Origin of the sequence: Nosocomiicoccus sp. HMSC059G07 (genome assembly GCF_001815515.1) — a bacterium.
GTDB classification, from domain to species: Bacteria; Bacillota; Bacilli; order Staphylococcales; family Salinicoccaceae; genus Nosocomiicoccus; species Nosocomiicoccus ampullae_A.
In genome coordinates this window covers 344-22,216 of sequence record NZ_KV820799.1, presented here as the reverse complement: position 1 = coordinate 22,216, position 21,873 = coordinate 344, and the positions used below count along the sequence as shown (strand labels likewise).

The window sequence follows — 21,873 nt, the reverse complement described above, 5'->3', positions numbered from 1 at the left end:
AACGATGACACTAACAATTGATTTAAATGCAGACTTAGGCGAAAGTTTCGGGAACTATACAATCGGAAATGATGACAAAATTATTCCGCTTATTTCGTCAGCAAACGTCGCATGTGGTTTTCACGCGAGCGACCCTAAAGTAATGTTAGAAACAGTTAAACTCATTAAAGAATCAGGCGCGGGGCTCGGAGCTCATCCAGGATTCCCAGACAAAGAAGGATTCGGACGTAGGTATATGGACTGTACAGATGAAGAAATTTATAGTATGGTATTGTATCAACTTTCTGCGCTAGACGGTATTGCGAGAACAGTCGGAGTTGAAATGAATCACGTCAAACCACACGGTGCATTATATAACGCAACGTTTACAGATAAAAACCTCGCCCGCGTAATCGCACAAGCCGTCAAAGACTTTAATCCAAATTTAAAGTTAATGGGGCTATCGGAAAACAACCTCGTAAAAGCTGGAGAAGAAATAGGTTTACAAGTGGTACATGAAGTGTTTTTAGATCGTGCGTATGAAAACGACGGTACACTTGTCTCTAGACGTAAAGAGGGTGCGATGATTACAGATAGTAAACTAGCAGTTGAACGCGGGATTAGAATGCTTATTGAAGGTAAAGTAGAAGCAATAGACGGCACAGACATAGACATTAAAGCAGATAGTATTTGTGTACACGGTGATGGTGAAAAAGCACTACAATTTGTAAGAGAAATTAAATCTGCACTTGAAGCAAAAGGAATTGAAATACAAACGATGTAATCAAGATGAAGGAGTGAACTTATGCAAGGTGAAAAACAAAAATTAACAGCGTCACAACGTAGGCTACTATTTGGCGCAGTATTCTTGATGGCTACGTCATCAATTGGTCCAGCATTTTTAACACAGACGACAGTATTTACTGAACAGTTTTTAGCGAGTTTTGGATTTGCGATTTTAATATCAATTATCATTGATATCGGCGCACAATCAAATGTATGGCGTGTGTTATCAGTTAGCGGGAAACGTGGACAAGATGTTGCGAATGAGGTATTTCCTGGTTTAGGATCATTTATCGCAATTTTAATCGTGATCGGAGGATTTGCGTTTAACATCGGTAACGTTGCAGGCGCAGGGATCGGTTTCAATGCGATATTTGGTTGGGATGTGCGAATTGGTGCAGCAATTACAGGAATATTTGCGATTATCATTTTCCTCATTAAAAATGGAAGAGCCGTAATGGACATCGTCACGCAAGGGCTCGGTATACTAATGATTTTAATCGTGTTATACGTTGCGATTGAATCAAAACCAGATATCGGTGAAGCAGCATTTAGAACGATTGTGCCTGAAGATCCACTATCAATGTTACTTCCAATTGTTACTATTGTAGGTGGGACAGTTGGAGGATATATCACGTTTGCCGGAGCACACCGTTTAATTGAAGCGGGTGTGACAGGTAAAGAGAATTTACATTTCGTATCTAAAGCAGCAAACTATGGGATTATTACAACAGGTGTCATGCGTACGTTACTATTCTTAGCAGTACTTGGTGTACTTGCTCAAGGTGCAGTGCTAGATCCAGATAACCCACCAGCGTCAGTATTCCAATTTGCGCTTGGAGACATCGGAGTAAAAGTATTCGGTGTCGTATTACTCGCTGCAGCACTATCTTCAGTCATCGGTGCGGCATATACGAGTGCGAGTTTCTTACGCGGATTTGGAAAAGTGTTTGATAAGCACAACAACCTCATCATCATAGCTTTCATTTTAGCATCGACGATTGTTTTCGTATTCATCGGTAGACCTGTAACACTACTCATACTTGCAGGTGCATTCAACGGACTCATTCTACCAGTCACACTCGCTGCGATCCTACTCGCATCGAGAAAGAAAAGTATCGTTGGAGATTACCGCCATCCAACAGCATGGTTAATATTTGGAGTAATAGCAGTTATCGTTACTGCAGTAGCAGGGATACTATCGTTAGAGGGACTTGCACAACTTTGGAATGGATAAAGTAATAGAAGTTCGCGTATAATCGAACTATATGACAAAACAAATTTATGATTATAGTATGGATTTAAATTTTATATAAAAAGCACCCTGAAGTTGGATCAAAGCCTAACTTCAGGGTTATTTATTATTATGAGATGATCTTCTATAATAAGTTAAAGGAATAAGGAAGAATCAGGTAATTTTTTTATTTCTTCCAATACTTGATTAGGAGATTTTTCCTCGATATGCCAAGTTCTGTACGTCGTTTTTTTTATAAATTCATTTAACAATATCTCCACTTCTTTTATGCAAATTTGCATATATAAAATTTTGTCAAATTGTTGTATGATTAAGTTAATACGCATATATGAATGAGGTATAGATCCAATCATAGGTGAAATATAAACAAGAGTATTACTATACATACATAAACTTATATTAATAAGTAATGGAACCAGCTAGTATTTGTAAGAGGTGCTATATTATGAGAAATATATTCATTTATTTTGCAAGTGTCTTAGTTCTAACGACAGGTGGTCTCATATATAATTTTGCGATAAGTTATTATATATTAGACGTTACAAAGTCTCCCTTATTATTTTCAATTAATACTGTAATAATGAGTGTTGGAACAATCATCTCACTCCCGATAATGGGTACTTTTATAGATAAGTATAACAGGAAATCTATAATAATATTTTTGGAAGGGCTTTCTTGTTTAAGTCTTATTTTGCTTCTAACATATATTTATATTTATGGTTTTAATATTTATTTTCTATTTTTTATTACAGCGATTAGATCGTTCATCGTGCCGGTTGTTTCTAATGCTTTTGATGCTTCACTCACTCAATTATTTAACGAAGATAAAATTCAAAATATTTTAGGGCAGGTTGGAACGATAAGAACAACAGTGTTTTTATTAGGACCATTAATAGCAGGAGTTATCTATGGCTTTGTTACCTTAGAAACTATGATATTAATATTTTTAATTTTACAATTTATTTCTTTACTTTTAAATTTCTTTTTAGTGTTTGATGAATATGAGACTAATCCGATAAAAGAACATGAAGACAAAGAAAACATTATAAAATATGTGGTGAGAAAGAATAAAGAAGCCTTTAAATATATTGAAAAAAATGATGTCTTATGGCGGATTATTCTTTTAGCAATGATTATTAATAGTGTTGGTGCAGCAAGTTTCAGTGTTTTACCAGATACAATAATGATTAAAGAATTATCATTCGATCCATATTATGTCGGAATAGCTAGTTCCATAATGGGCTTAGGATCCTTATTAGCTACATTAGTTCTTTCGAGGTTGAAACTAAACAATCCCTTAAAAGCAATGAAAATGGCATTTTTAGTACTAGCTATAGTAATGACTACCTTTACATTACCTGTATACGTTAATATGAACAATATTTATAGCTTGGTATATCTATCGCTGATAGGATTGACTATGGCTTTTACATTTCAATTTGTATCAATACCAATGATGAGTTATATGCAAAAGAGTATCGATAACCAATTCAAAGGAAGAGTTTTTTCTCTGTTAAATACTTTAGGAAATGTTTTGTTGCCTATTGGAACTTTAATATTTGGAGCTCTTTATGAAATGAAAATATATTTTTCAGCTAACTTATTTTCTTCAATCATAGTTATTATTGTTGCTTCCTTATTATTAAATAATAGTGTGATTAGGAAGAGCAAAACAATATATAATAACAAAATTCAACTATAGAAGGAGGGATGAAAATGGTACTAAAATTACAAGAGTTAAATCCATTTTCATCCTTAATACCAATCTATTATAGATTTTTACTGAATGCCGAAACACACCTAAAGTTGGATTCTAGTATTCAACTTTAGGTGTTTAGTTCAAAATCTCTCTTTTACCGTTTCTATACTAAATCCAATCGCTCTTTATAGCACTTACGACATACAGGGACGTATTCTTCGTCACCGATTTGAATCGATTCACCGACATTTGTCGGAATATTATTATGTAATCTCATGTTTAATGTCGCTTTTTTATTGCAGAACTGACAAACCGTTTTTAATTCGTCAATAGCATCAGCGAGTTCCAGTAGTGTACGACTGCCTTCAAACAATTCATTTCTAAAATCTGTTTTTAAACCGAAAGCAATGACAGGAATATCGAGTAAGTCTGGAATATCGCTTAAATTATGAATGTCTTTTTTCGATAAAAATTGAGCTTCATCGATTAAAACTGCAAATACTTTTTCTTTCTCATTCTCTTTTTTAACTTTTTCAAAGATATCATCCGTTATATACTCTGCTTCGAGTTCTAAGCCGACTCTAGATTTTATTTTTTTATACCCACTTCTTGAATCAATCGGTGTTGTATACGCCAAGCATCTCTTACCTTGAGTCGTATATTGATGATGCGTCGTGATAATTTGATTACTTTTGTTACTTTGCATTGTCCCGTAACGAAAATAAAGTTTCGCCATAATAATCCCAACCTTTATATAATCAGCAACAATTTTATCATGAATTTCAGTTTTATGTATTATAAAAGTCTATTCTCGTGTAACATAATAATAGAATAGATAATGTTAGGGACGATTGTATGGGGCTATTTAAACAAGCAACAGAGTTTATTGAAATGATGTACGACGAGTTAAAATTAGGTGATCCAGCGAATAGGTTAAGCGAGATTAAAAAAGAGATTGATGAGACGAACCATTACACACATACGTCTAAAGAGTTAGAATACGGAGCACGTGTTGCTTGGCGTAATTCGAACCGTTGTATTGGTAGATTATACTGGGAAAGTCTCGTCGTTAGAGACGAGAGACATATCGATAATGAAGCGGATTTTGTTGAATCGATTGAAACGCATATTAATGATGCGACAAATGGTGGTAAAATTGTGCCGATGATTTCAGTGTATAGTAATGATATTAAGCTATATAACGAACAACTTATACGTTACGCAGGATATGATAATGTCGGAGATCCGAGGTCGAGAGCAGCGACTAAACAAGCAGAAAAGGTCGGTTGGAAGAGTGAACCAGGTGACTTTAATGTGTTGCCTCTTTTATATAGAGTAGGTGATGGAGAGATTCATTATCATGAATACCGTGAAGGCCTTATTAAAGAAGTAGACATCGAACATCATCATTATCCAAAGTTAAAAGATTTAGGTCTTAAATGGTACGCGGTACCGATTATTAGTTGTATGGATTTAGAAATAGGTGGAATTTATTACCATACAACACCGTTTAATGGCTGGTATATGGAAACAGAAATCGCGGTTAGAAATTTTACCGATGATTATCGATATAACAAATTAGAAAGTATCGCTAAAGCACTAGAATTAGACATGTCGAAGACGACGACATATTGGAGAGACCGAGCGCTCGTAGAAATTAGCTACGCAGTTTATCACTCGTTTAGAGATAGTAAAGTAACGATGGTCGATCATATTACAGCATCTAAACAATTTAAAACATTTGAACGATTAGAACAAGAAGCGAGACGTACAGTAACAGGAAAGTGGAGCTGGCTCGCACCCCCGTTATCACCGTCTCTGACTCATAACTATCATTACGGATTTGATAACACAATGAGGTCACCAAATTTCTTATATCGAGAAAACAAATGCCCCATGCATTAAAAATATTTCTTAGGAAATAATGAGACTGTAGATAACTCTTAAGAGGTCTACAGTCTTTTTTGTTATCTTTATTTATTTACTAACGCTCCTGTTGAGGAGAGTCTATATTTTAATTCGACTTTTGAGATAGTTAAGCTATATGTTTTCTCTAAGTATTTAACCATTTTATTTAATGACATTGGATTCTTTGTATAGATATCTTTTAACACGTCACTTTTTGACTGAACGTTAAGATCGTTAGTGTAAATGATTGGTGAACTGAAGCTTTGAGGGTATATGTTTTGTCTCGTTGCTAAAATTCTCTCTAACGTATAATCATTTAAGTAATCGAACAACTCGTGTTTAAATCCATGTTTTTTTAAGAAGGGTAGTGTAAAGTATTTATGTTTCTTCGTAAATTGTTTCACTTCATAGATGAAACTATCCACCATCGGTTTGGAAATTCCAAGATTTATTAAGTAAGTATAGTGGATGAGTTCATTTGGGCTAAGTCTAAAGATAATTAAATCTCTTTCGAGTTTGTATGTCTCAGAGTACCATTGTTGTGCTTTAAAAATTTCACGCGTATCAGTTTCAAATACTTCTTTAGAGATAATCCACGCTTTAATTGCTTCATGTGCATTGTTAAACGTGTCTTTGTAAATAATGGCGCTACCTTTTGTCGTATAGCCAAGATTATGGAATAATTGCTTACTCGGAATGAGTTCTTTATTTGCAATTTCAGATAAATCAGCCATGACGTCAGAGACTAAATAAATCGGTTCAGTGAGACGTTTTTTCGCTTCTTTATAAAACGACTCACATTTAGGAATCGTATTATGGCAACGAATGATTCCGTCAAATATATAGTCGACGTGTTGATTAGAAATATACGTAAACATCGTATCTCTGTGTAACCCGTAGTCATTTTGTAAATGATCGAGGAGTTCATTTAACGATCTACCGGTGAACTGACATACTTTATCTTCTATAAAATTTTGGTGGCTGCACCCGACTTGAATCGTACTAATTCTAATGATGGAAATGACGTCGTTAAATTTTGATAGACCGACTTTATTCATAAGACTACCGAGTTCATATCCATTTATAAGACCAATCTTCGACAGCGTTTTTTTATGATTTTCGTATACGAATTGTAATCCGTAGCTCCCTTTTAACGTCGATAATATATCGTTAATGATTTGAAACGTGTCTTGTGTGATGTTCGTATCATAGTATCTAAACTGATGTTTAATACTCTTTACGACAGAATATGAGTTGTCGATAATCGATTCAAACCGACGTATATCTGTTGGTTTAATATTTAGCACAGGGTTAGTTGTTAATTCGTTCATATATATTTCGTAAAATGATTCGAGTGCAAACGATTGGTCTTTATATCGATATACTAAATCTTCAAAGAGATTCGTGCTCGATTGTGTCACGACGTTACCTTCACTGTTTATAAACATCTTTTCAAAGTAGAGAAGGCGATCCAATTCCTCTTTTGTTAATATGTGGTCTTTAACGATTGCTTCGACGTCAGTTGAGAAATCATTAGTTTCAAATTTATTATATAAGTACGATATTACGTCATCATCTAATTGAAACACATACTGAAACGTATCACGAGGCATATTGTACTTTGTGATGTATTTACTATAATCATTCTCTTTTAAGTAATGCGGAATAAAATTCGCATTGATACGAGAAACATAAGTCAGTACAGTCGTTCTTGACACGCCAGTACTCTTACCGATTTCACGAACACTGACACCGTCTAGGCGCATTAAATACGTGGCTTTATTTGGAAAATCAAATGCGAGAACGTCTTTTAGAGACCAACGTTTGACGTAGTATTTATCTTTAACTTTTACAATAATTTCGTCATCTGTTAAAGCTGCTAGAGTTTCATATACTTTTTCTTTACCGTTTGAATAAAAATTATTCGATGATTGAATTAATCTTGCGACATCAATAGGCTGATCAATATCGTGTTCGACGAGTAATACGTATGAAATCACATCAATATATTTTTCAGAAAAAACGCTTTCAAATTCTTTTATAGCGGCTTGAGCTTTCTTATATATGGACCCGGCACCACGTTTTAAGTGGTAGTCATATTGTTCTTTAGAGAGCTGTTTTAATTGCTGAATAGTTTCAAAACCAGCATTTTTTAATGAGCGATGGACAGATGGTGTCATTCCGAAGCCTTTCAGTAAATCGATGTGCATTAAATCATCGACAGAAAGCGTGGCATTCTCTTCATATAACACGCTACAAATTCTTCGGATTTGAATATCTAATTCGCTATAGTTTGATAACACACGTTTGTTACTATATACGAAGTCGATCAATCTATACTCATCTTTAACGAGTGGTTTTACTGCGTTGAGTAGCTTTTTGTTATGTACGGATAACACAAATAATGAAATCGACACAAGAACTCCCTCCTTCATTATTTAAATAATTATGATTATTATATCACTTCATTTTAATAATGAAAGCGTTATTTTGTATAAAAGTAAAATAAAAAACTGTAATCTAGTGAGTGAATCACTAAATTACAGTTTTATGTTTATAAGTTACCCATTACTTTACGAATTTTAGGTCCTAAAATAATTAATATAACAGCAACGATAATTGCAAATGAACCTAAGTACATGAAGTACGCTTTCGTATCAATGAGGTCATATAATTTAACCATTTGTGCGTTCAGGCCTTGTGCCATTGCATTGGATAAGAACCAAACAGACATCATTTGTGATTGGAACGCTACAGGTGCAAGTCGTGTAGTAGTTGAAAGTCCGATTGGTGATACGAATAACTCACCAATTGTAACAAGGAAGAAGCTTAACACGAGCCATAATGGATGTATTAACCCTTCTGTACTTAAAGGAACAATCATAATTAAGTACGCTGCTCCGGCAAGTAATACGCCGACTGTAAACTTTGTGACAGTTGACGGGTTACGATCTCCAAGTTTCACCCATAGTCTAGAAATAATCGGTGCAAAAAATACGATGAATAACGGGTTTAATGACTGGAACCAAGCAGCTGGTATATTGAAATCAATTAAACCATTTGTAATATTTGCTACGCTTAATTCTGTTTTAGTATCTGCAAATGCTGCAAGTACTGTTGCTCCTTGTTCTTGAATCATCCAGAATACAACAGATGCTAAAAAGAGCGGAATGTAAGCAAATAAATGCGAGCGCTCCTTCTTGGATACTTTTTTCGATAGGATCATTTTCGTAATTAAAACAGTCGGTAAAATGACACCTAAAAATGTAATGAAGTTAGCGAATGCACCAATTGTTAATGTATTCGTCATTAAAGTAATTGTTATAAATAGCACTATCGCAATGATTGTGACTGCTGCGATAATACCGAATTTTTTCTTTTCTTCAGCTTTTAATGGATCGGATGGTTTTAAGCCGAGATCGCCAAGGTTTTTCTTGTTTGTGATTACATAAGTTAATAACCCAAAGAACATTCCGACAGCTGCAAGAGCAAATCCTGCATGGAAGCCGTATTTAACTTGTAATGTTCCAACGAGTAACGGTGAAATTAAACTTCCTAAGTTAATGGACATATAAAATAATGTAAATCCACTGTCGACCCTCGGGTCGTCTTTTTCATATAACATACCAACATTTGTAGATATATTTGGTTTTAATAATCCGGTACCAATAATGAGTAGAAGTAATGCAATCATTAAAACAGTAAAGTTATTTGGCAGTGCGAGTAAGATGTGACCAAGCATGATGAGTATTCCACCATAAAAAATCGAATGGCGAATACCAAATACTCTATCTGCGAGCCATCCTCCGATAATACCACTCATGTAAATTAACGCACCGTAAATCGATACGATTTGTAACGCAGTAGACTGTTCAAGTCCGAATCCGCCTTTTGTTACTGAGTAGTATAAGTAGTAGGCTAGAATCGCTTTCATACCATAGTAACTAAAACGTTCCCAAAATTCAGTAAAGAATAATGTAGATAACCCTCTCGGTTGACCAAAGAATCCTTTATCTGGAATTGACTGCTTGCTTGAATTATTGTCAGTCATATAAAATCCCCTTTGATTAAATTATAAAATGAACATAAGCTAGTGTAACACAATTTTAAATATTTCGTAGAAATAAAAACGAGAAGCTTAAATAAAGCTTCTCTTTAAAAGTAAAAATTAAACTAATTTTTTATATGCGCCAATTGCTGCTGACATATCGTAGTATGATGCACCGACTGATTTGAAGATTGTAATGTCTTTTTCATCTCTTTCAAATTCTTGATCTAATGCATCGTTTAAACCGATTGCTTTTTCCCACTTAAAGTCACCAGTTTTAACAGCGTGAATGAATTCACCTGCTTCTTCGATTACACCGTCGACGTCGTCGAATATGACGTGGCGTGCACGTTTAATTGAGTCGGTATGAATTTCACGCATCTCTGGCATATATGATCCGAGACCATTAATGTGTGCGCCGTCTTTTACATGTTCGTCTTCAAATACTGCTTCAGTAGAGTTTGTTGCGGTATTGATGATGTCTGAATCACGTGTTACGTCGTTGACGTTTTCACATATTTCGATTTCTGCTTTTACACCATGTGCTTCAAGACGTGCTTTAAAATCATCACATTTACTTAACGTACGGTTAAAGAGGCGAATCGTTTTAATATCGCGCACTTCAAGTACACCGAGTGCTTGCTCAAACGCCATACCGCCTGTTCCGATGATACCTAATTCTTTTGCATCTTTTTTAGCGAGTAAGTCTGTAGCGATACCCGTCATCGCACCGGTACGTAATCGTGTTAAATAACTCGCACTGAGTACTGCGACGTTTTCACCGTGCTCGAGTTCTGTCAGTACAGTAACTGCTTGAGTTGCAGGGTAGCCGTCTTTAGCATTGTCCGGGTAGATCGAGATAATTTTCACTGCTGAAAATTTCTCTTTATTATCAACACACGGCATGTAAAGCATTACTTTATCGCCATCTACAGGAATAACAGTACGCTGTTCCATTTTAATAAGACCCTCATTTAAAGTCTGTAAAGTATTGTGCGTATCTTTAATTGCTTCGTCCATTTTATAGACTTGTTCGATTTCTTGATCGTTAAAAGTCTTCACTTAAAACCCTCCGTAAATTAAACTTTTTCTGTAGTAATCTTGCTTTCTTCAACTTGTGGCTTATGTTTAATTTGTAACACACTGACTTAAATTAATAAAGCGTGCTGAACGTTTTGTTCAACACGCTTTTAGTATTTTAGATTAAACCAATCCATTTCCAGTATGTTGCACTGAATAGGAATATTAAGAGTAACCCGATAATTGTGAGTGGGACACCTGCTTTAAAGTATTGTTTAACAGTAAATGTTTCTGTACCGTATGCGAGCATTCCTTGTGGTGAACTGATTGGTAGTAGGAATCCAAAGCTGATTACAAATTGTTGAATTAATACGAAACCTATTGCTTGGTCACCTAAGTCTAATGTCGCTGTAAGTGATATAAATACCGGAATTAACGCCGCTGCTAAACTTGTCGCACTCGCAAATCCTAAGTGGATGAGTACGTTAAAGATTGATACGATAATGATCGTTGCAAGAATCGGCATTGAGTCTAATCCAAGTGATCCGAATGTTTTATCACTTAACCACTGCGCGCCACCTGTGTTTAGTAGTAAACTACCGAGTGAGATACCCGCACCGAACACGATTACTGTGCCCCATGGGATATATTTGACAGCGTCTTCCCATTTAATGACGCCGATTTTAGGCATTAACATAATCGCAATCGCTACTAAAGTTAACGATGAAGAATCGATTGGGTGGAGTACTTTTTCAGTTGCCCATCCGAGAAGTAGTAATACTGAGATGATGATTAAACGCCACTCACGTCCAGAGATTTTACCCATGTCATCGAGCTGTTGTTTAATCATTTCAGAACCACCAGGTACTTCATCGTACTCAGGTTTCATGACTTTCATCATGACAAAGTAAAGGACTATAGACATTAAGATCGACCACGGAGCTGCGTATAAGAACCATTCACCCCATGAAATGTCGACGCCCATCGTGTCGCTAATAAAGTTTACTGCAACTAAGTTTTGCGCTGCTGCAGTTTTAATACCGATGTTCCAAATAGATACGGCTTGTACTGCAGTGATGACGAGTAAACCTGCGAGTTTACTATCTTTTGAAATATTAAACGCTGTAATCATACCGATTAAAATCGGGATAACTGCTCCAGCACGTGCTGTTGCAGATGGAACGAAGAACGCTAAAATAATCGCAACGATAATACTACCGATGACGATACGTGACGTCTTATTACCAACGAGAGATAAGACGACGAGCGCTAAACGTTTGTGTAAATTTGTCGCTTGCATCGCTGCAGCTAAAAATAGTGCTGCTGCTACAAGGACGAGTGCAGATGACGAGTACCCACTAAACGCCAGTGATAATGAGTTTTTCGTACCGACTAAGTCACTACCTGACGCTGCTCCTTTTGTTAAGTAATCTCCTAATTCACCTGCTGGACTAAACCCGATGAGTAATATAATCAGTGCGAGAATCATTACTGAAGATGTCGGATAAGATACCGCTTCAGTCACCCACATAATGACAGCAAATGCTAAAATCGCAAGCGCCATATGTGCAACGACTGGTAAACCGTCTGGTGTCGGCATAAGTAATATAGCAAATAATACGACGAAAGCTACAACCGTCCAAACGATGTTCATAGAACGTTTTTTATTTTGTGTTTGATCGTTTTCACGACTCATCAAACCATCCCTTTCTATACTATTAAATCAAATAATAGTCTCACTCTTATTATAAAGGCTATCTATGTGAAAATAAATACAAACTGTGACGATATTGTTATAGTTTAAATCGTCATTACATATATAGACGTTTTTCATCGATGTTAACCTAAAAATACTAGATTTATAGCACTTTCTAAAAGAAATCGAGTGGACAAATAATCGTTTAAATTGCACAATTAAAGTAATCATATGTGAAACGGAGATAATAACATGAAACGACCTGTATTTATAGGGCTTGCGGTATTATTTGTAGTATTTATCGTGTTTGCAGGTTTTAAGATCGCAAACCATCAAAAGTATGCGAATGTGTACGAAGAAATATATTCGATTTCGAAAACGAAGTATGCATCTTCATCGACCGTGTTTGATAAAGAAAAAGACGCGATTGAAACAAAGTATGAAGATGTTAAAGAAATCGATGAAATGCGCGTACAATATAATTTTTCAGATGTTGACGGTGGATTTGTCGTCGAATTGTTTGATGGGGCTAGTGTGTATACCGTGCGTTATAATGCTTCGGATAAAGTGCTGTACGAATCGTTTTCTGGTGATGAAAGTAAAGAAGCGGAGTTAAAGGAAGTGTTTAAACGTGAGTTTTTAGAAGACTGGTTTAATACACGTGCGAGTCGATTTAGTATGGATAATTTAGGAGACGTTGAAGTCATTAATGAATAAAAAAACGGGTAATGAGTTATTTTTCATGCTTCTCATACCCGCTTCTCGTTAATTTTTTTCGTATATCTCTTTTGTTAAATGGGAAAGTTAAACCGATTAATGTTTCGCTTTCTGTATCGCTATTAAGTGCTTGCTTCATATACGATTTACCGACTAAATATTCCCCGTCTCTATAATAATTTGAATTAAAACCTTCAACTGTATCAAAACTCTTTACGCCATCGAGCAGCTCTTTTCGAAGGCGTTTTTTTCTGTTACTAAGTTCTGAAGTTTTAATATGTCCTTCTTTAGTCGTAAAGATTTTAGTTTTCTCGATCGATATTGGTTGATTATCTTTGTATGTAATTTTGACGATAGATGACGTATTGTGGACGTTATCGATATTTTTATAAATCTCTTCGTTATCGTCTAGAGTTGTTAAACTCTCTTCTATGAGTAGATACGCTTTTGTATCACGATGAGATTTTTTAAAACGATTGTCAAACCAAATGGAAATAAAAACAATAAATACCAAAAGTAATACGATAAATATCCAACCACTAAGCGTAGTAGGCATCGATAGCTGATTGTAAAGCATAAGTCACCTTCTTCTATGTAGTCGTTAATACTTTACACACATTTACTAAAAAAGAAACATAAAAAATCACTTTACTTTTTGTAATCGCTTACTTATATTTAAAGTATCTTTACTTTAAGGAGGTTGTATTGTGAAGGAGAAAAAAGAAAAGTGGTATAAACGTCTGGAAATGCCAGATGCATTCGTCATTATATTTAGTATCGTACTACTCGCGGCTGTTTTATCTTACTTAATACCAGCTGGGACATTTGTACGTGAAGAGGTTGACGGAGTAACGCGTGTCATTCCAGGAAGTTATACGTATGTAGAATCTAACCCTGCGAATGTATTGGATTTATTTGTTTCGATACAAAAAGGGATGATCGACACAGCGAATATTATATTTTTAATTTTGATAGTCGGTGGAATCGTTAAGATTATTGAATATACTGGTGCGATTGATGCCGGAATAAACGTCCTAATTCAAAAGACAAAGGGCCGTTATATGGTTTTAATTACTCTCGTTGCCTTAACGTTTGGTATTTTAGCATCTATGGGACTCGTAGCGAACGCGGTAATCGCATTTGTACCGATTGGTATTGCGTTAGCTAGAAACTTGAAACTCGACGCGATCATTGGAGTATCGATGATTTACCTCGGCTATTATGCCGGGATGGTTGCAGGTATTTTTGACCCAGTTGTATTAGTGTTCGCACAAACGATAGCAGAACTTCCACTATTTTCTGGTATGACATTACGTGTATTTATATTTATCGGTATGATTTTATCGGTCATTATATTTACAAATCGTTACGCGAAAAAAGTAAAAAATGATCCGTCAAAATCTATATTAGGTAATCGACCATTTAATGACGATGAAGGAATCACAAATATTGAACCTCCGAAATTTACTGTATTACACGGAATTAACTTACTCATTTTCGTCGGATATCTCGGGTTTTTCATCTGGGGAGCATTTACGAGAAGTTGGGGAATTAATGAGTTAGTTGGTGTATTTTTAATGATGGGCTTTACAGTTGGATTTGTGTCACGTATTTCGCCTAACAAATTCGTTAAAATATTTATTGAAGGTGCGCGTGGTATTACATACGGTGCTTTAGTCGTTGGTCTCGCGCGTGCGGTCGTTATTATATTAGAAAACAGTCAAATTCTTGATACGATTGTAAATGCAACGCTCGTACCGTTACAAGCGATGCCGACATATATTGGCGGACTTATGTTATTTGTGTTTAACTTACTATTTAACTTCCTCGTAACGTCTGGTACTGGGCAAGCGGCCATCGTTATGCCATTAATGGTTCCGATTACGGATGTCATAGGAATTACAAGACAAACAGGTGTATTAGCATTTATACTCGGTGACGGTATTACAAATATCGTGGCACCGACGTCTGGTGTACTTATGGCAGTACTTGCGGTTGGTGGAGTGAAGTGGACGGACTGGCTGAAATTCGTTTGGCCGATATTACTTTCATGGATTGTAATTGGAACACTTGCGCTTCTATATGCGCTCGTTACAGGATACGGCCCATACTAATATCGGTTGCTTAAGGATAAAAATAACTTTACACTTATGACACAAAACAATTTAAGGTGGTTTTGAAATGAAAAAGTTATTCTCTATATTTTTATCTTTAGCAGTTTTAGTCACACTTGCTGCTTGTAGTAATGATGATAACAGTGAGGAAGTAAAAAGCGCAAAACAACAAGAACCAGTTGAAAATAAAGAAGAGACTAGCGAACCTAAAGAAGAGGAAAGTGAAACTAAAGAAGAGACTGTCACATACGAGAAAGAAGAGCAGGGTATTTTAGTGACGGTTGATTTAATTCATAAAGGTGAGGAACTAATCCGACAAGTTACGACAACAAAAGCAGATTACGAAGCCATTAACGTTTCTAATAAAGATGAGGCAAAGCAAAGATTTGAAGACATCGATGCTTTTGAAGCGTATGAAGGTGAAGAAGGTTTAAATTACGATGTAGAATTTAAAGAAGATCATTTCATAGAAACGATCGAAGTCGAGTATTCAAAAATAAGCCCAGAAAAGCTAAATGAATTAGTACGTCCAGCAGAAGATAACAAGACTGGTGAAATACAAAAAATAAGCCTTGATTTAACGATTAAGGAACTCGAACAAGCAGGATTTAAACTTAAGGAAAAATAAAATTTTTGACAAGATTTATATAACATTATACAATTAGTTCGAATTCGAAATAATTTTAAGGGGTGACATTTTATGACGAGGCAAAGCGATGCTTTAAAAACATTCGTGGCACTTAAACGTACGACAGATAATTTTTTTAAGCGAGTTAAAGCAGATATAAAATGTCACGGCCTGACTGTGAATGAGTTTGCGGTACTTGAAGTGTTATATAACAAAGGGCCACAACCCATTCAACAAATTAAAGAAAAAATACTCATCGCGAGTAGTTCAACGACGTATGTGATCGATAGTTTAGAAAAACGTAATTATGTCGTTCGTACACAAGATCTATCGGATAAGCGTACGTATCATGCGAGTCTGACTGAAAAGGGATATCAGTTGATTGATTCGGTGTTTCCAAGTCATGCTCAAATGATTGAATCATGCTTTCAAGATTTAGATGATGCGTCGTTAACTCAGCTTAGAGAATTATTAAAAATAGTTTCAACTCGAGTATCTAAATGATGCCGAGTTTGTTTTTATGATATATTTCGAATTCGAAATAATGTAGGAGGTAAAATTATGGAAAACAAACTTCTAGGACTCCACCACGTAACGGCAATGACAAAAGATGCGATAGAAAATTATAAGTTTTTCACTGAAATTTTAGGCATGCGACTCGTGAAAAAGACAGTCAATCAAGATGATATTTATACGTACCATACATTTTTTGCAGATGATGTTGGGAATGCAGGTACGGATATGACATTTTTTGATTTCCCAAATCAAGTTAAAGGTAAAAAAGGCACAAACTCTCTCTATAGAACGTCATTTCGCGTACCAAGTGACGCGGCAATTGAATATTACAAAAAACGTTTTGAAACATTTAATGTCACACACGAAGAAATCACTGAATTTAATGGGCATAAAGTTTTACGCTTTGAAGATGATGATGAGCAATACTATCAACTTATATCTGACGAAGATAACAGAGGTGTTCAAGCAGGAATTCCGTGGAAAAATGGTCCGGTACCAAAGGAATATGCGATATACGGACTTGGGCCAATGGTCATTAAAGTCAGTTATTATGATGCGTTTATTGACATGTTACAAAATGTGTACGACATGGAAGTTGTATCTAAGAATGACACGTATACTATTTTAACGATGGGTGAAGGCGGTAATGGAGCTGAATTGCACGTGTTCCACGATGAAAAGAGTGAAGACTCTAAACAAGGTTATGGAGAAATTCACCATGTGGCATTTCGCGTAAAAGATGATGAAGCATTGAATAACTGGGTTCAGCGCTATAAAGAACACCGTGTGCCTAACTCAGGAATCATCGATCGATTTTATTTTAAAGCGTTATACGCAAGAATTGGTCATATTCTCTTTGAAATCTCAACAGATGGACCAGGATTTATGACCGATGAACCATACGAAACACTCGGTGAATCATTAGCATTGCCGCCAGCTTTAGAACATAGACGTGAAGATATCGAAACGAGAGTTCGTCCGTTTGACACTTCAAGGAAGTAGGTGAATGTTATGCACTATATATTTAACAAGGGCCAAAAAGGTAAACCGATATTCTTGCTTCTACATGGAACAGGATCAGACGAAAGAGGATTACTGCCACTCGCAAACATATTAGATGATTCATATGGCGTGTTATCAGTTAGAGGTAATGTTCAAGAAAACGGCATGAACCGATATTTTAAACGACTTAGTTTCGGTCAGTATGACTTAGAAGATTTAAATTATAGAGGGCAAGAATTGCTCGATTTTCTACAAGAAATATCAAAATCTGAAGGGTTCGACCTAAAGGATCTAATTCCAGTTGGATTTTCAAATGGCGCAAATATCGCAATTCACTTACTACTACGTGAAGATGTTGATTTTAAGCGGTCAATACTATTCGCACCACTTTATCCATTAGATCTAACTGATAACAGTAAAGATATGTCGAACCTAAAAGTGTTTTTATCAGTCGGGGATAACGATCCAATGGTGACACTAGAAGATAACGAATATGTAGAACAACTTTTTACTTCACGTGGAGCAAAAGTAACAACAGTTCATGTAAATGGACATGAAATTACAACTGATGCAGTTGAGAAAGCAAAAACATGGTTATTAAATCATTAAATTTATAAGGAAGAAGGAATTAAAATGACAACATTTAAATTAGACAAATCACACAGCTCAGTAGAATTTTCTGTAAAACATATGATGGTATCTACAGTGAAAGGTAGATTCACAGAATTTGATGGAGAAATTTCAGGTGATCTTGAAGACTTAAGCACATTACAAGTTAAAGGAATTGCGCATGTAGATTCAATCGAAACTAAAAATGCAGATCGTGACAATCATTTAAGATCCGCAGACTTTTTCGATGTAGAAAAATACCCTGAAATAGAATTCGTCTCGAAAACGGTAACAGACAATACGATTACAGGTGATTTAAAAATAAAAGATGAAGTTCATGAAGAAACTTTTGAATTTGAACATAACGGCGTGCACAAAAATCCATTTACAGATTCTTACGTGACGGGAGTTATTTTAAGAGGTACGATCAACCGCGAAAAATATGGACTTACTTGGAACCAACCGTTAGAAGCTGGAGGCGTCATGGTAGGTAAAGACGTCAAATTTGAAATCGGTGCAGAATTCGAAATCGCAGAATAATTTGTATAATTTTCAGAAAACATGTTGACATTCGTTTTTGAATGAATTACAGTTATATCCAACAATTTAATTTATCTTATCCAGAGAGGTGGAGGGACTGGCCCTTTGAAGCCTCGGCAGCGAGCATTTTATATGTGTTGTGCCAATTCCAGTAGCGTTTAGCTAGTAGATAAGAATAGTGCGACCCTATTTTTATCTATATAAAAATAGGGTTTTTTATTTTGTAATTTGCGTTGGAAGGTGAATTTTGTGATTCAAATTGAAAATGTCTCAAAGACATTTAATCGTAAAGGTGTAACAACCGAAGCACTAAAAAACGTTTCACTGGATATAAAAGAAGGTGAAATATACGGTATTGTCGGCTTTAGTGGCGCTGGGAAAAGTACGTTACTCCGTACGATCAACCACTTAACGACGCCGACAAGTGGCGAAGTCATCGTAGATGGTAAACATCTAAGCAAAGCGAATAGTAAAGAAATTCGTGAGATTAAAAAAGATATCGGTATGATATTCCAACATTTTAACTTGCTGAATTCAAAAACAGTATTTAAAAACGTGGCAATGCCGCTAATTTTATCTGGTACACCGAAAGAAGAAATTGAAAAAAGAGTAAACGAACTCCTTGATTTCGTCGGTTTAAAGGATAAAGCACAGAATTACCCAGATGAGTTGTCAGGTGGTCAAAAACAACGTATCGGAATCGCAAGAGCGCTCGCAACACAACCAAAAATTTTACTCTGTGACGAAGCGACGAGTGCTTTAGACCCTGAAACGACAGCATCGATTTTATCTTTACTTAAGAGAGTAAATGAAGAATATAACATTACGATTTTACTCATCACGCACGAAATGAGTGTCGTAAGAGAAATTTGTGACAAAGTTGCGATTATGGAAAATGGTGAAGTGATAGAGTCTGGTAGCGTGTTTGATATATTCTCAAATCCAAGCACGAGAACGGGTGTTAAATTCGTAAACACAGTCATGCATAGCGAAGTTCCGGACTTCGTACTTAGACTATTAAGCGACGATATAAAGCGTCATATTTATCGACTCAATTTCATCGCAGATAGTGCAGGCAAACCCATACTTAGTCAATTGTCAAAACGCTATGACGTTGAAGCGAGCGTGTTGTTTGGAAACATTACAGAGCTTCAACGTACACCGTTTGGTAATCTAATTGTCGAATTTATCGGTGAAGCGGATGAAATCGAGAAAGTTAAAGCATTTTTAACAGAACAAGAGGTCTTATATAGTGAGGTGACAAGAAATGCTAGTGAGTACTGATCGAATTTTAATTGCACTCGTTGAAACACTTCAAATGGTGACGATATCGTTTGTCTTTAGTATTTTACTCGGGATTCCACTTGGGGTGTTACTATACGTCACGAGAAATGGCGGAATTTTAGAAGAAAAAATAACATTCACTATTTTGAGTTTCGTTATTAACATTTTAAGATCAATTCCATTCATCATCTTACTCGTTGCAATTATACCGTTTACGAGACTCATCGTCGGAAGCTCAATTGGAACGGCGGCTGCGATTGTACCGATGGTCGTCTATGCAGGACCATATGTTGCAAGGCTCGTAGAATCATCGCTACTAGAAGTAGATGACGGAGTATTGGAAGCGGCAGATGCGATGGGCGCAACGCCTCTACAAACAATCTTTAGATTCGTTATCCCGGAAGCGTTAGGTTCACTCATCTTAAACTTCACAATCGCTACGATCGGTTTAGTTGGAGCATCAGCGATGGCTGGAACTGTTGGTGGTGGAGGAATTGGAGACTTAGCCATTACTTACGGTTATCAAAGATTTGATGGTATGACGATGTTAGTCACAGTAGTTATCCTCGTCGTTTTAGTTCAAGGATTACAGTCACTTGGAAATGGATTATCAAGAATAGTTAGAAGAAAGTAAAAATTAAAAGGGGAAATTTTATAATGAATAAATTACATGTATTATTTTTAGCACTTATATCTATCGTTGTCCTTAGCGCATGTGGTAATAACGAAAAAGTGAAAATTGGAGTTAGTGGTACAGATACGACAGTTTGGGATTTTGTCGCTGAAAAAGCGAAAAAAGAAGGTATTGATATTGAAATCGTATCGTTTAATGACTACGTTCAACCAAACACTGCACTTGCTGACGGTGATATCGATGCGAACGCATTCCAAACAGTTGCGTACTTCGATGAGTTTATTAAAGAAAGAGATTTAGACTTAGTACCGATTGCAACGACGAACTTAGCGCCGATGGGAATTTATTCTAACAAAATCAAAGATTTAAGCGAGTTAAAAGAAGGAGACACAATCGCATTACCAAACGACGTTTCAAACCAAGGGCGTGCGTTAATGCTTTTAGAAGAAGCGGGAGTTATTAAATTAGTCGATAACTATAACGGTTTAGATTCAATCGAAGATGCGATTGTTGAAAACAAGAAAAATATCGTATTTAAAGAAGTTGCGCCAGCTCAAATTCCAAGAACGTTAGATGACGTTACAGCTGGAGCGATCAACAACGGAATCGCAAGTGATGCAGGTTTTGATATTCAAAACGATTCAATTTTCTTAGAAGACGACACAGCAACGCCTTACGTTAACATTATCGCAGTCCGCGCTGAAGATAAAGATAACGAAACACTGAATAGAATTGCTGAACTTTACCAAGAAGATGATACGAAACAACTAATCTTAGATACTTATGGTGGTGCGTTAATTCCAACGTTCATTCCACTTGAAGATATTGGTTGGTAATAGAAAAATCCACTTTTAAAATGATGTGTTACCCAAGTTGTACTATTTGGTATTATACTGATTTTAAGGTATGTCTCTTGAAGAATTCAGGAGACATACTTTTAATTTGAGCTAAATTCTATATTTTTATAATAATCGATGCATTCAATTAGAAGCTTATGCGCCCTCTTATGACAGTATGAAAGAAGATCTGTCGAAAGTAAGAGAATATTTAATTAATGATAGGAAGTTAAATCCAGACATTGTAAATACATTGATGAGTAAAGGGTTTATCCGACAAGATGAGAGAAATAATGCCGTTTATACATGGGTGAATAATGGAGAAATTGTTGGTCATAATTCAGAGGAGAGTTATAAGAAAAAAGATGGTGGAAGATACAAGCATATAGCGAGTGGTGCAAATCAAAAATTTGGTTTCTCATTTAAGACAAGTGCAAACAAAGATATTAGGAATATTTACTTTTTTGAAAGCGAGGTTGATGCGATTAGCTATACTTCACTCAATGGACTAACACCAAACTCAAAATATGTTTCAATGCGAGGTGTTAACAATCCAAGCATAATTTACCAGCAAATTTTAGAAGTTGGTCAAAATACAGGAAAGA

Annotated in this window: 21 protein-coding genes and 1 riboswitch; of the genes, 15 read left to right on the top strand and 6 right to left on the bottom strand. The window is 35.8% G+C overall.

Annotated features, from left to right (window positions below):
* The first annotated feature begins 4 nt into the window (after positions 1 to 4).
* The 3 genes from HMPREF3029_RS09215 (at position 5) to HMPREF3029_RS02685 (ending at position 3,719) form a co-directional block, all read left to right on the top strand.
* Complete coding sequence (locus HMPREF3029_RS09215) at positions 5 to 763, top strand: LamB/YcsF family protein (protein ID WP_068128996.1); 759 nt, start codon at positions 5 to 7, stop codon at positions 761 to 763.
* A 21-nt stretch (positions 764 to 784) separates the two neighbouring features.
* Positions 785 to 1,999 carry an NRAMP family divalent metal transporter gene (locus tag HMPREF3029_RS09210; protein WP_070709583.1) on the top strand — a complete coding sequence of 405 codons (1,215 nt, stop codon included), beginning with the start codon at positions 785 to 787 and terminating at the stop codon, positions 1,997 to 1,999.
* A 427-nt stretch (positions 2,000 to 2,426) separates the two neighbouring features.
* Complete coding sequence (locus HMPREF3029_RS02685; RefSeq protein ID WP_083302050.1) at positions 2,427 to 3,719, top strand: MFS transporter; 1,293 nt, start codon at positions 2,427 to 2,429, stop codon at positions 3,717 to 3,719.
* A 160-nt stretch (positions 3,720 to 3,879) separates the two neighbouring features.
* Here the strand turns inward: HMPREF3029_RS02685 and HMPREF3029_RS02680 are convergent, their stop codons facing one another.
* The gene (locus HMPREF3029_RS02680; RefSeq protein ID WP_068130989.1) at positions 3,880 to 4,452 is read right to left on the bottom strand and encodes a thymidine kinase; all 573 of its coding nucleotides are present in this window, start codon (positions 4,450 to 4,452) and stop codon (positions 3,880 to 3,882) included.
* A 119-nt stretch (positions 4,453 to 4,571) separates the two neighbouring features.
* Here HMPREF3029_RS02680 and HMPREF3029_RS02675 point away from each other — a divergent pair, with 119 nt between their 5' ends.
* Positions 4,572 to 5,621, top strand: coding sequence for a nitric oxide synthase oxygenase (locus HMPREF3029_RS02675; protein ID WP_070622666.1), 1,050 nt, complete (start codon positions 4,572 to 4,574; stop codon positions 5,619 to 5,621).
* Positions 5,622 to 5,689: 68 nt separating this feature from the next.
* On the opposite strand, the gene HMPREF3029_RS02670 is transcribed toward HMPREF3029_RS02675, so the two are convergent.
* From HMPREF3029_RS02670 to HMPREF3029_RS02655, 4 genes are all read right to left on the bottom strand, one after another.
* Positions 5,690 to 8,041, bottom strand: a complete 2,352-nt coding sequence (locus HMPREF3029_RS02670; protein ID WP_070622667.1) for a hypothetical protein — start codon at positions 8,039 to 8,041, stop codon at positions 5,690 to 5,692.
* 137 nt (positions 8,042 to 8,178) lie between these two features.
* Entirely contained in the window at positions 8,179 to 9,675 is a 1,497-nt protein-coding gene (locus HMPREF3029_RS02665; RefSeq protein WP_070457211.1) for a peptide MFS transporter, read from the bottom strand.
* Positions 9,676 to 9,792: 117 nt separating this feature from the next.
* Positions 9,793 to 10,734, bottom strand: coding sequence for an ornithine cyclodeaminase family protein (locus HMPREF3029_RS02660; RefSeq protein WP_070622668.1), 942 nt, complete (start codon positions 10,732 to 10,734; stop codon positions 9,793 to 9,795).
* A 136-nt stretch (positions 10,735 to 10,870) separates the two neighbouring features.
* Entirely contained in the window at positions 10,871 to 12,346 is a 1,476-nt protein-coding gene (locus HMPREF3029_RS02655; protein WP_371327362.1) for a DASS family sodium-coupled anion symporter, read from the bottom strand.
* 294 nt (positions 12,347 to 12,640) lie between these two features.
* Here HMPREF3029_RS02655 and HMPREF3029_RS02650 point away from each other — a divergent pair, with 294 nt between their 5' ends.
* A complete protein-coding gene (locus HMPREF3029_RS02650) occupies positions 12,641 to 13,105 on the top strand; it encodes a hypothetical protein (protein WP_070622670.1) in 465 nt (154 codons plus the stop codon).
* Positions 13,106 to 13,121: 16 nt separating this feature from the next.
* Here HMPREF3029_RS02650 and HMPREF3029_RS02645 read toward each other — a convergent pair whose 3' ends face one another.
* Entirely contained in the window at positions 13,122 to 13,682 is a 561-nt protein-coding gene (locus HMPREF3029_RS02645) for a hypothetical protein (RefSeq protein WP_144265395.1), read from the bottom strand.
* 130 nt (positions 13,683 to 13,812) lie between these two features.
* On the opposite strand from HMPREF3029_RS02645, the gene HMPREF3029_RS02640 reads away from it, so the two are divergent.
* The 10 genes from HMPREF3029_RS02640 to HMPREF3029_RS02595 all read left to right on the top strand — a co-directional run.
* The gene (locus HMPREF3029_RS02640; protein ID WP_210391805.1) at positions 13,813 to 15,219 is read left to right on the top strand and encodes a YfcC family protein; all 1,407 of its coding nucleotides are present in this window, start codon (positions 13,813 to 13,815) and stop codon (positions 15,217 to 15,219) included.
* Between the two features lie 67 nt (positions 15,220 to 15,286).
* A complete protein-coding gene (locus HMPREF3029_RS02635) occupies positions 15,287 to 15,847 on the top strand; it encodes a DUF1307 domain-containing protein (RefSeq protein WP_070622673.1) in 561 nt (186 codons plus the stop codon).
* Positions 15,848 to 15,919: 72 nt separating this feature from the next.
* Positions 15,920 to 16,351 carry a MarR family winged helix-turn-helix transcriptional regulator gene (locus tag HMPREF3029_RS02630; RefSeq protein WP_070457216.1) on the top strand — a complete coding sequence of 144 codons (432 nt, stop codon included), beginning with the start codon at positions 15,920 to 15,922 and terminating at the stop codon, positions 16,349 to 16,351.
* A 57-nt stretch (positions 16,352 to 16,408) separates the two neighbouring features.
* The gene (locus HMPREF3029_RS02625; protein WP_070709579.1) at positions 16,409 to 17,365 is read left to right on the top strand and encodes a ring-cleaving dioxygenase; all 957 of its coding nucleotides are present in this window, start codon (positions 16,409 to 16,411) and stop codon (positions 17,363 to 17,365) included.
* A gap of 9 nt (positions 17,366 to 17,374) precedes the next feature.
* A complete protein-coding gene (locus tag HMPREF3029_RS02620) occupies positions 17,375 to 17,974 on the top strand; it encodes an alpha/beta hydrolase (RefSeq protein ID WP_070622675.1) in 600 nt (199 codons plus the stop codon).
* Positions 17,975 to 17,998: 24 nt separating this feature from the next.
* On the top strand, positions 17,999 to 18,514 hold the full coding sequence (locus tag HMPREF3029_RS02615; protein WP_070622676.1) for a YceI family protein: 516 nt from the start codon (positions 17,999 to 18,001) through the stop codon (positions 18,512 to 18,514).
* A 73-nt stretch (positions 18,515 to 18,587) separates the two neighbouring features.
* Positions 18,588 to 18,690, top strand: a riboswitch (SAM riboswitch).
* Positions 18,691 to 18,763: 73 nt separating this feature from the next.
* Entirely contained in the window at positions 18,764 to 19,798 is a 1,035-nt protein-coding gene (locus tag HMPREF3029_RS02610; RefSeq protein WP_070622677.1) for a methionine ABC transporter ATP-binding protein, read from the top strand.
* Entirely contained in the window at positions 19,782 to 20,432 is a 651-nt protein-coding gene (locus HMPREF3029_RS02605; protein WP_070622678.1) for a methionine ABC transporter permease, read from the top strand. The genes HMPREF3029_RS02610 and HMPREF3029_RS02605 overlap by 17 nt, the downstream gene beginning before the upstream one ends.
* Positions 20,433 to 20,455: 23 nt before the next feature.
* Complete coding sequence (locus HMPREF3029_RS02600; RefSeq protein WP_070622679.1) at positions 20,456 to 21,268, top strand: MetQ/NlpA family ABC transporter substrate-binding protein; 813 nt, start codon at positions 20,456 to 20,458, stop codon at positions 21,266 to 21,268.
* A gap of 178 nt (positions 21,269 to 21,446) precedes the next feature.
* Positions 21,447 to 21,873: DUF3991 domain-containing protein (locus HMPREF3029_RS02595; protein WP_144265397.1), on the top strand; the 427-nt coding region annotated here is incomplete at its 3' end.

Coding starts and splice junctions, on each gene's coding strand:
- HMPREF3029_RS02625 (WP_070709579.1), top strand. CDS start 16,409: ATGGAAAACAAACTTCTAGGACTCCACCACGTAACGGCAATGACAAAA.
- HMPREF3029_RS02600 (WP_070622679.1), top strand. CDS start 20,456: ATGAATAAATTACATGTATTATTTTTAGCACTTATATCTATCGTTGTC.
- HMPREF3029_RS02650 (WP_070622670.1), top strand. CDS start 12,641: ATGAAACGACCTGTATTTATAGGGCTTGCGGTATTATTTGTAGTATTT.
- HMPREF3029_RS02630 (WP_070457216.1), top strand. CDS start 15,920: ATGACGAGGCAAAGCGATGCTTTAAAAACATTCGTGGCACTTAAACGT.
- HMPREF3029_RS02680 (WP_068130989.1), bottom strand. CDS start 4,452: ATGGCGAAACTTTATTTTCGTTACGGGACAATGCAAAGTAACAAAAGT.
- HMPREF3029_RS02615 (WP_070622676.1), top strand. CDS start 17,999: ATGACAACATTTAAATTAGACAAATCACACAGCTCAGTAGAATTTTCT.
- HMPREF3029_RS02685 (WP_083302050.1), top strand. CDS start 2,427: ATGGAACCAGCTAGTATTTGTAAGAGGTGCTATATTATGAGAAATATA.
- HMPREF3029_RS09210 (WP_070709583.1), top strand. CDS start 785: ATGCAAGGTGAAAAACAAAAATTAACAGCGTCACAACGTAGGCTACTA.
- HMPREF3029_RS02655 (WP_371327362.1), bottom strand. CDS start 12,346: ATGAACATCGTTTGGACGGTTGTAGCTTTCGTCGTATTATTTGCTATA.
- HMPREF3029_RS02645 (WP_144265395.1), bottom strand. CDS start 13,682: ATGCTTTACAATCAGCTATCGATGCCTACTACGCTTAGTGGTTGGATA.
- HMPREF3029_RS02605 (WP_070622678.1), top strand. CDS start 19,782: ATGCTAGTGAGTACTGATCGAATTTTAATTGCACTCGTTGAAACACTT.
- HMPREF3029_RS02675 (WP_070622666.1), top strand. CDS start 4,572: ATGGGGCTATTTAAACAAGCAACAGAGTTTATTGAAATGATGTACGAC.
- HMPREF3029_RS09215 (WP_068128996.1), top strand. CDS start 5: ATGACACTAACAATTGATTTAAATGCAGACTTAGGCGAAAGTTTCGGG.
- HMPREF3029_RS02665 (WP_070457211.1), bottom strand. CDS start 9,675: ATGACTGACAATAATTCAAGCAAGCAGTCAATTCCAGATAAAGGATTC.
- HMPREF3029_RS02635 (WP_070622673.1), top strand. CDS start 15,287: ATGAAAAAGTTATTCTCTATATTTTTATCTTTAGCAGTTTTAGTCACA.
- HMPREF3029_RS02620 (WP_070622675.1), top strand. CDS start 17,375: ATGCACTATATATTTAACAAGGGCCAAAAAGGTAAACCGATATTCTTG.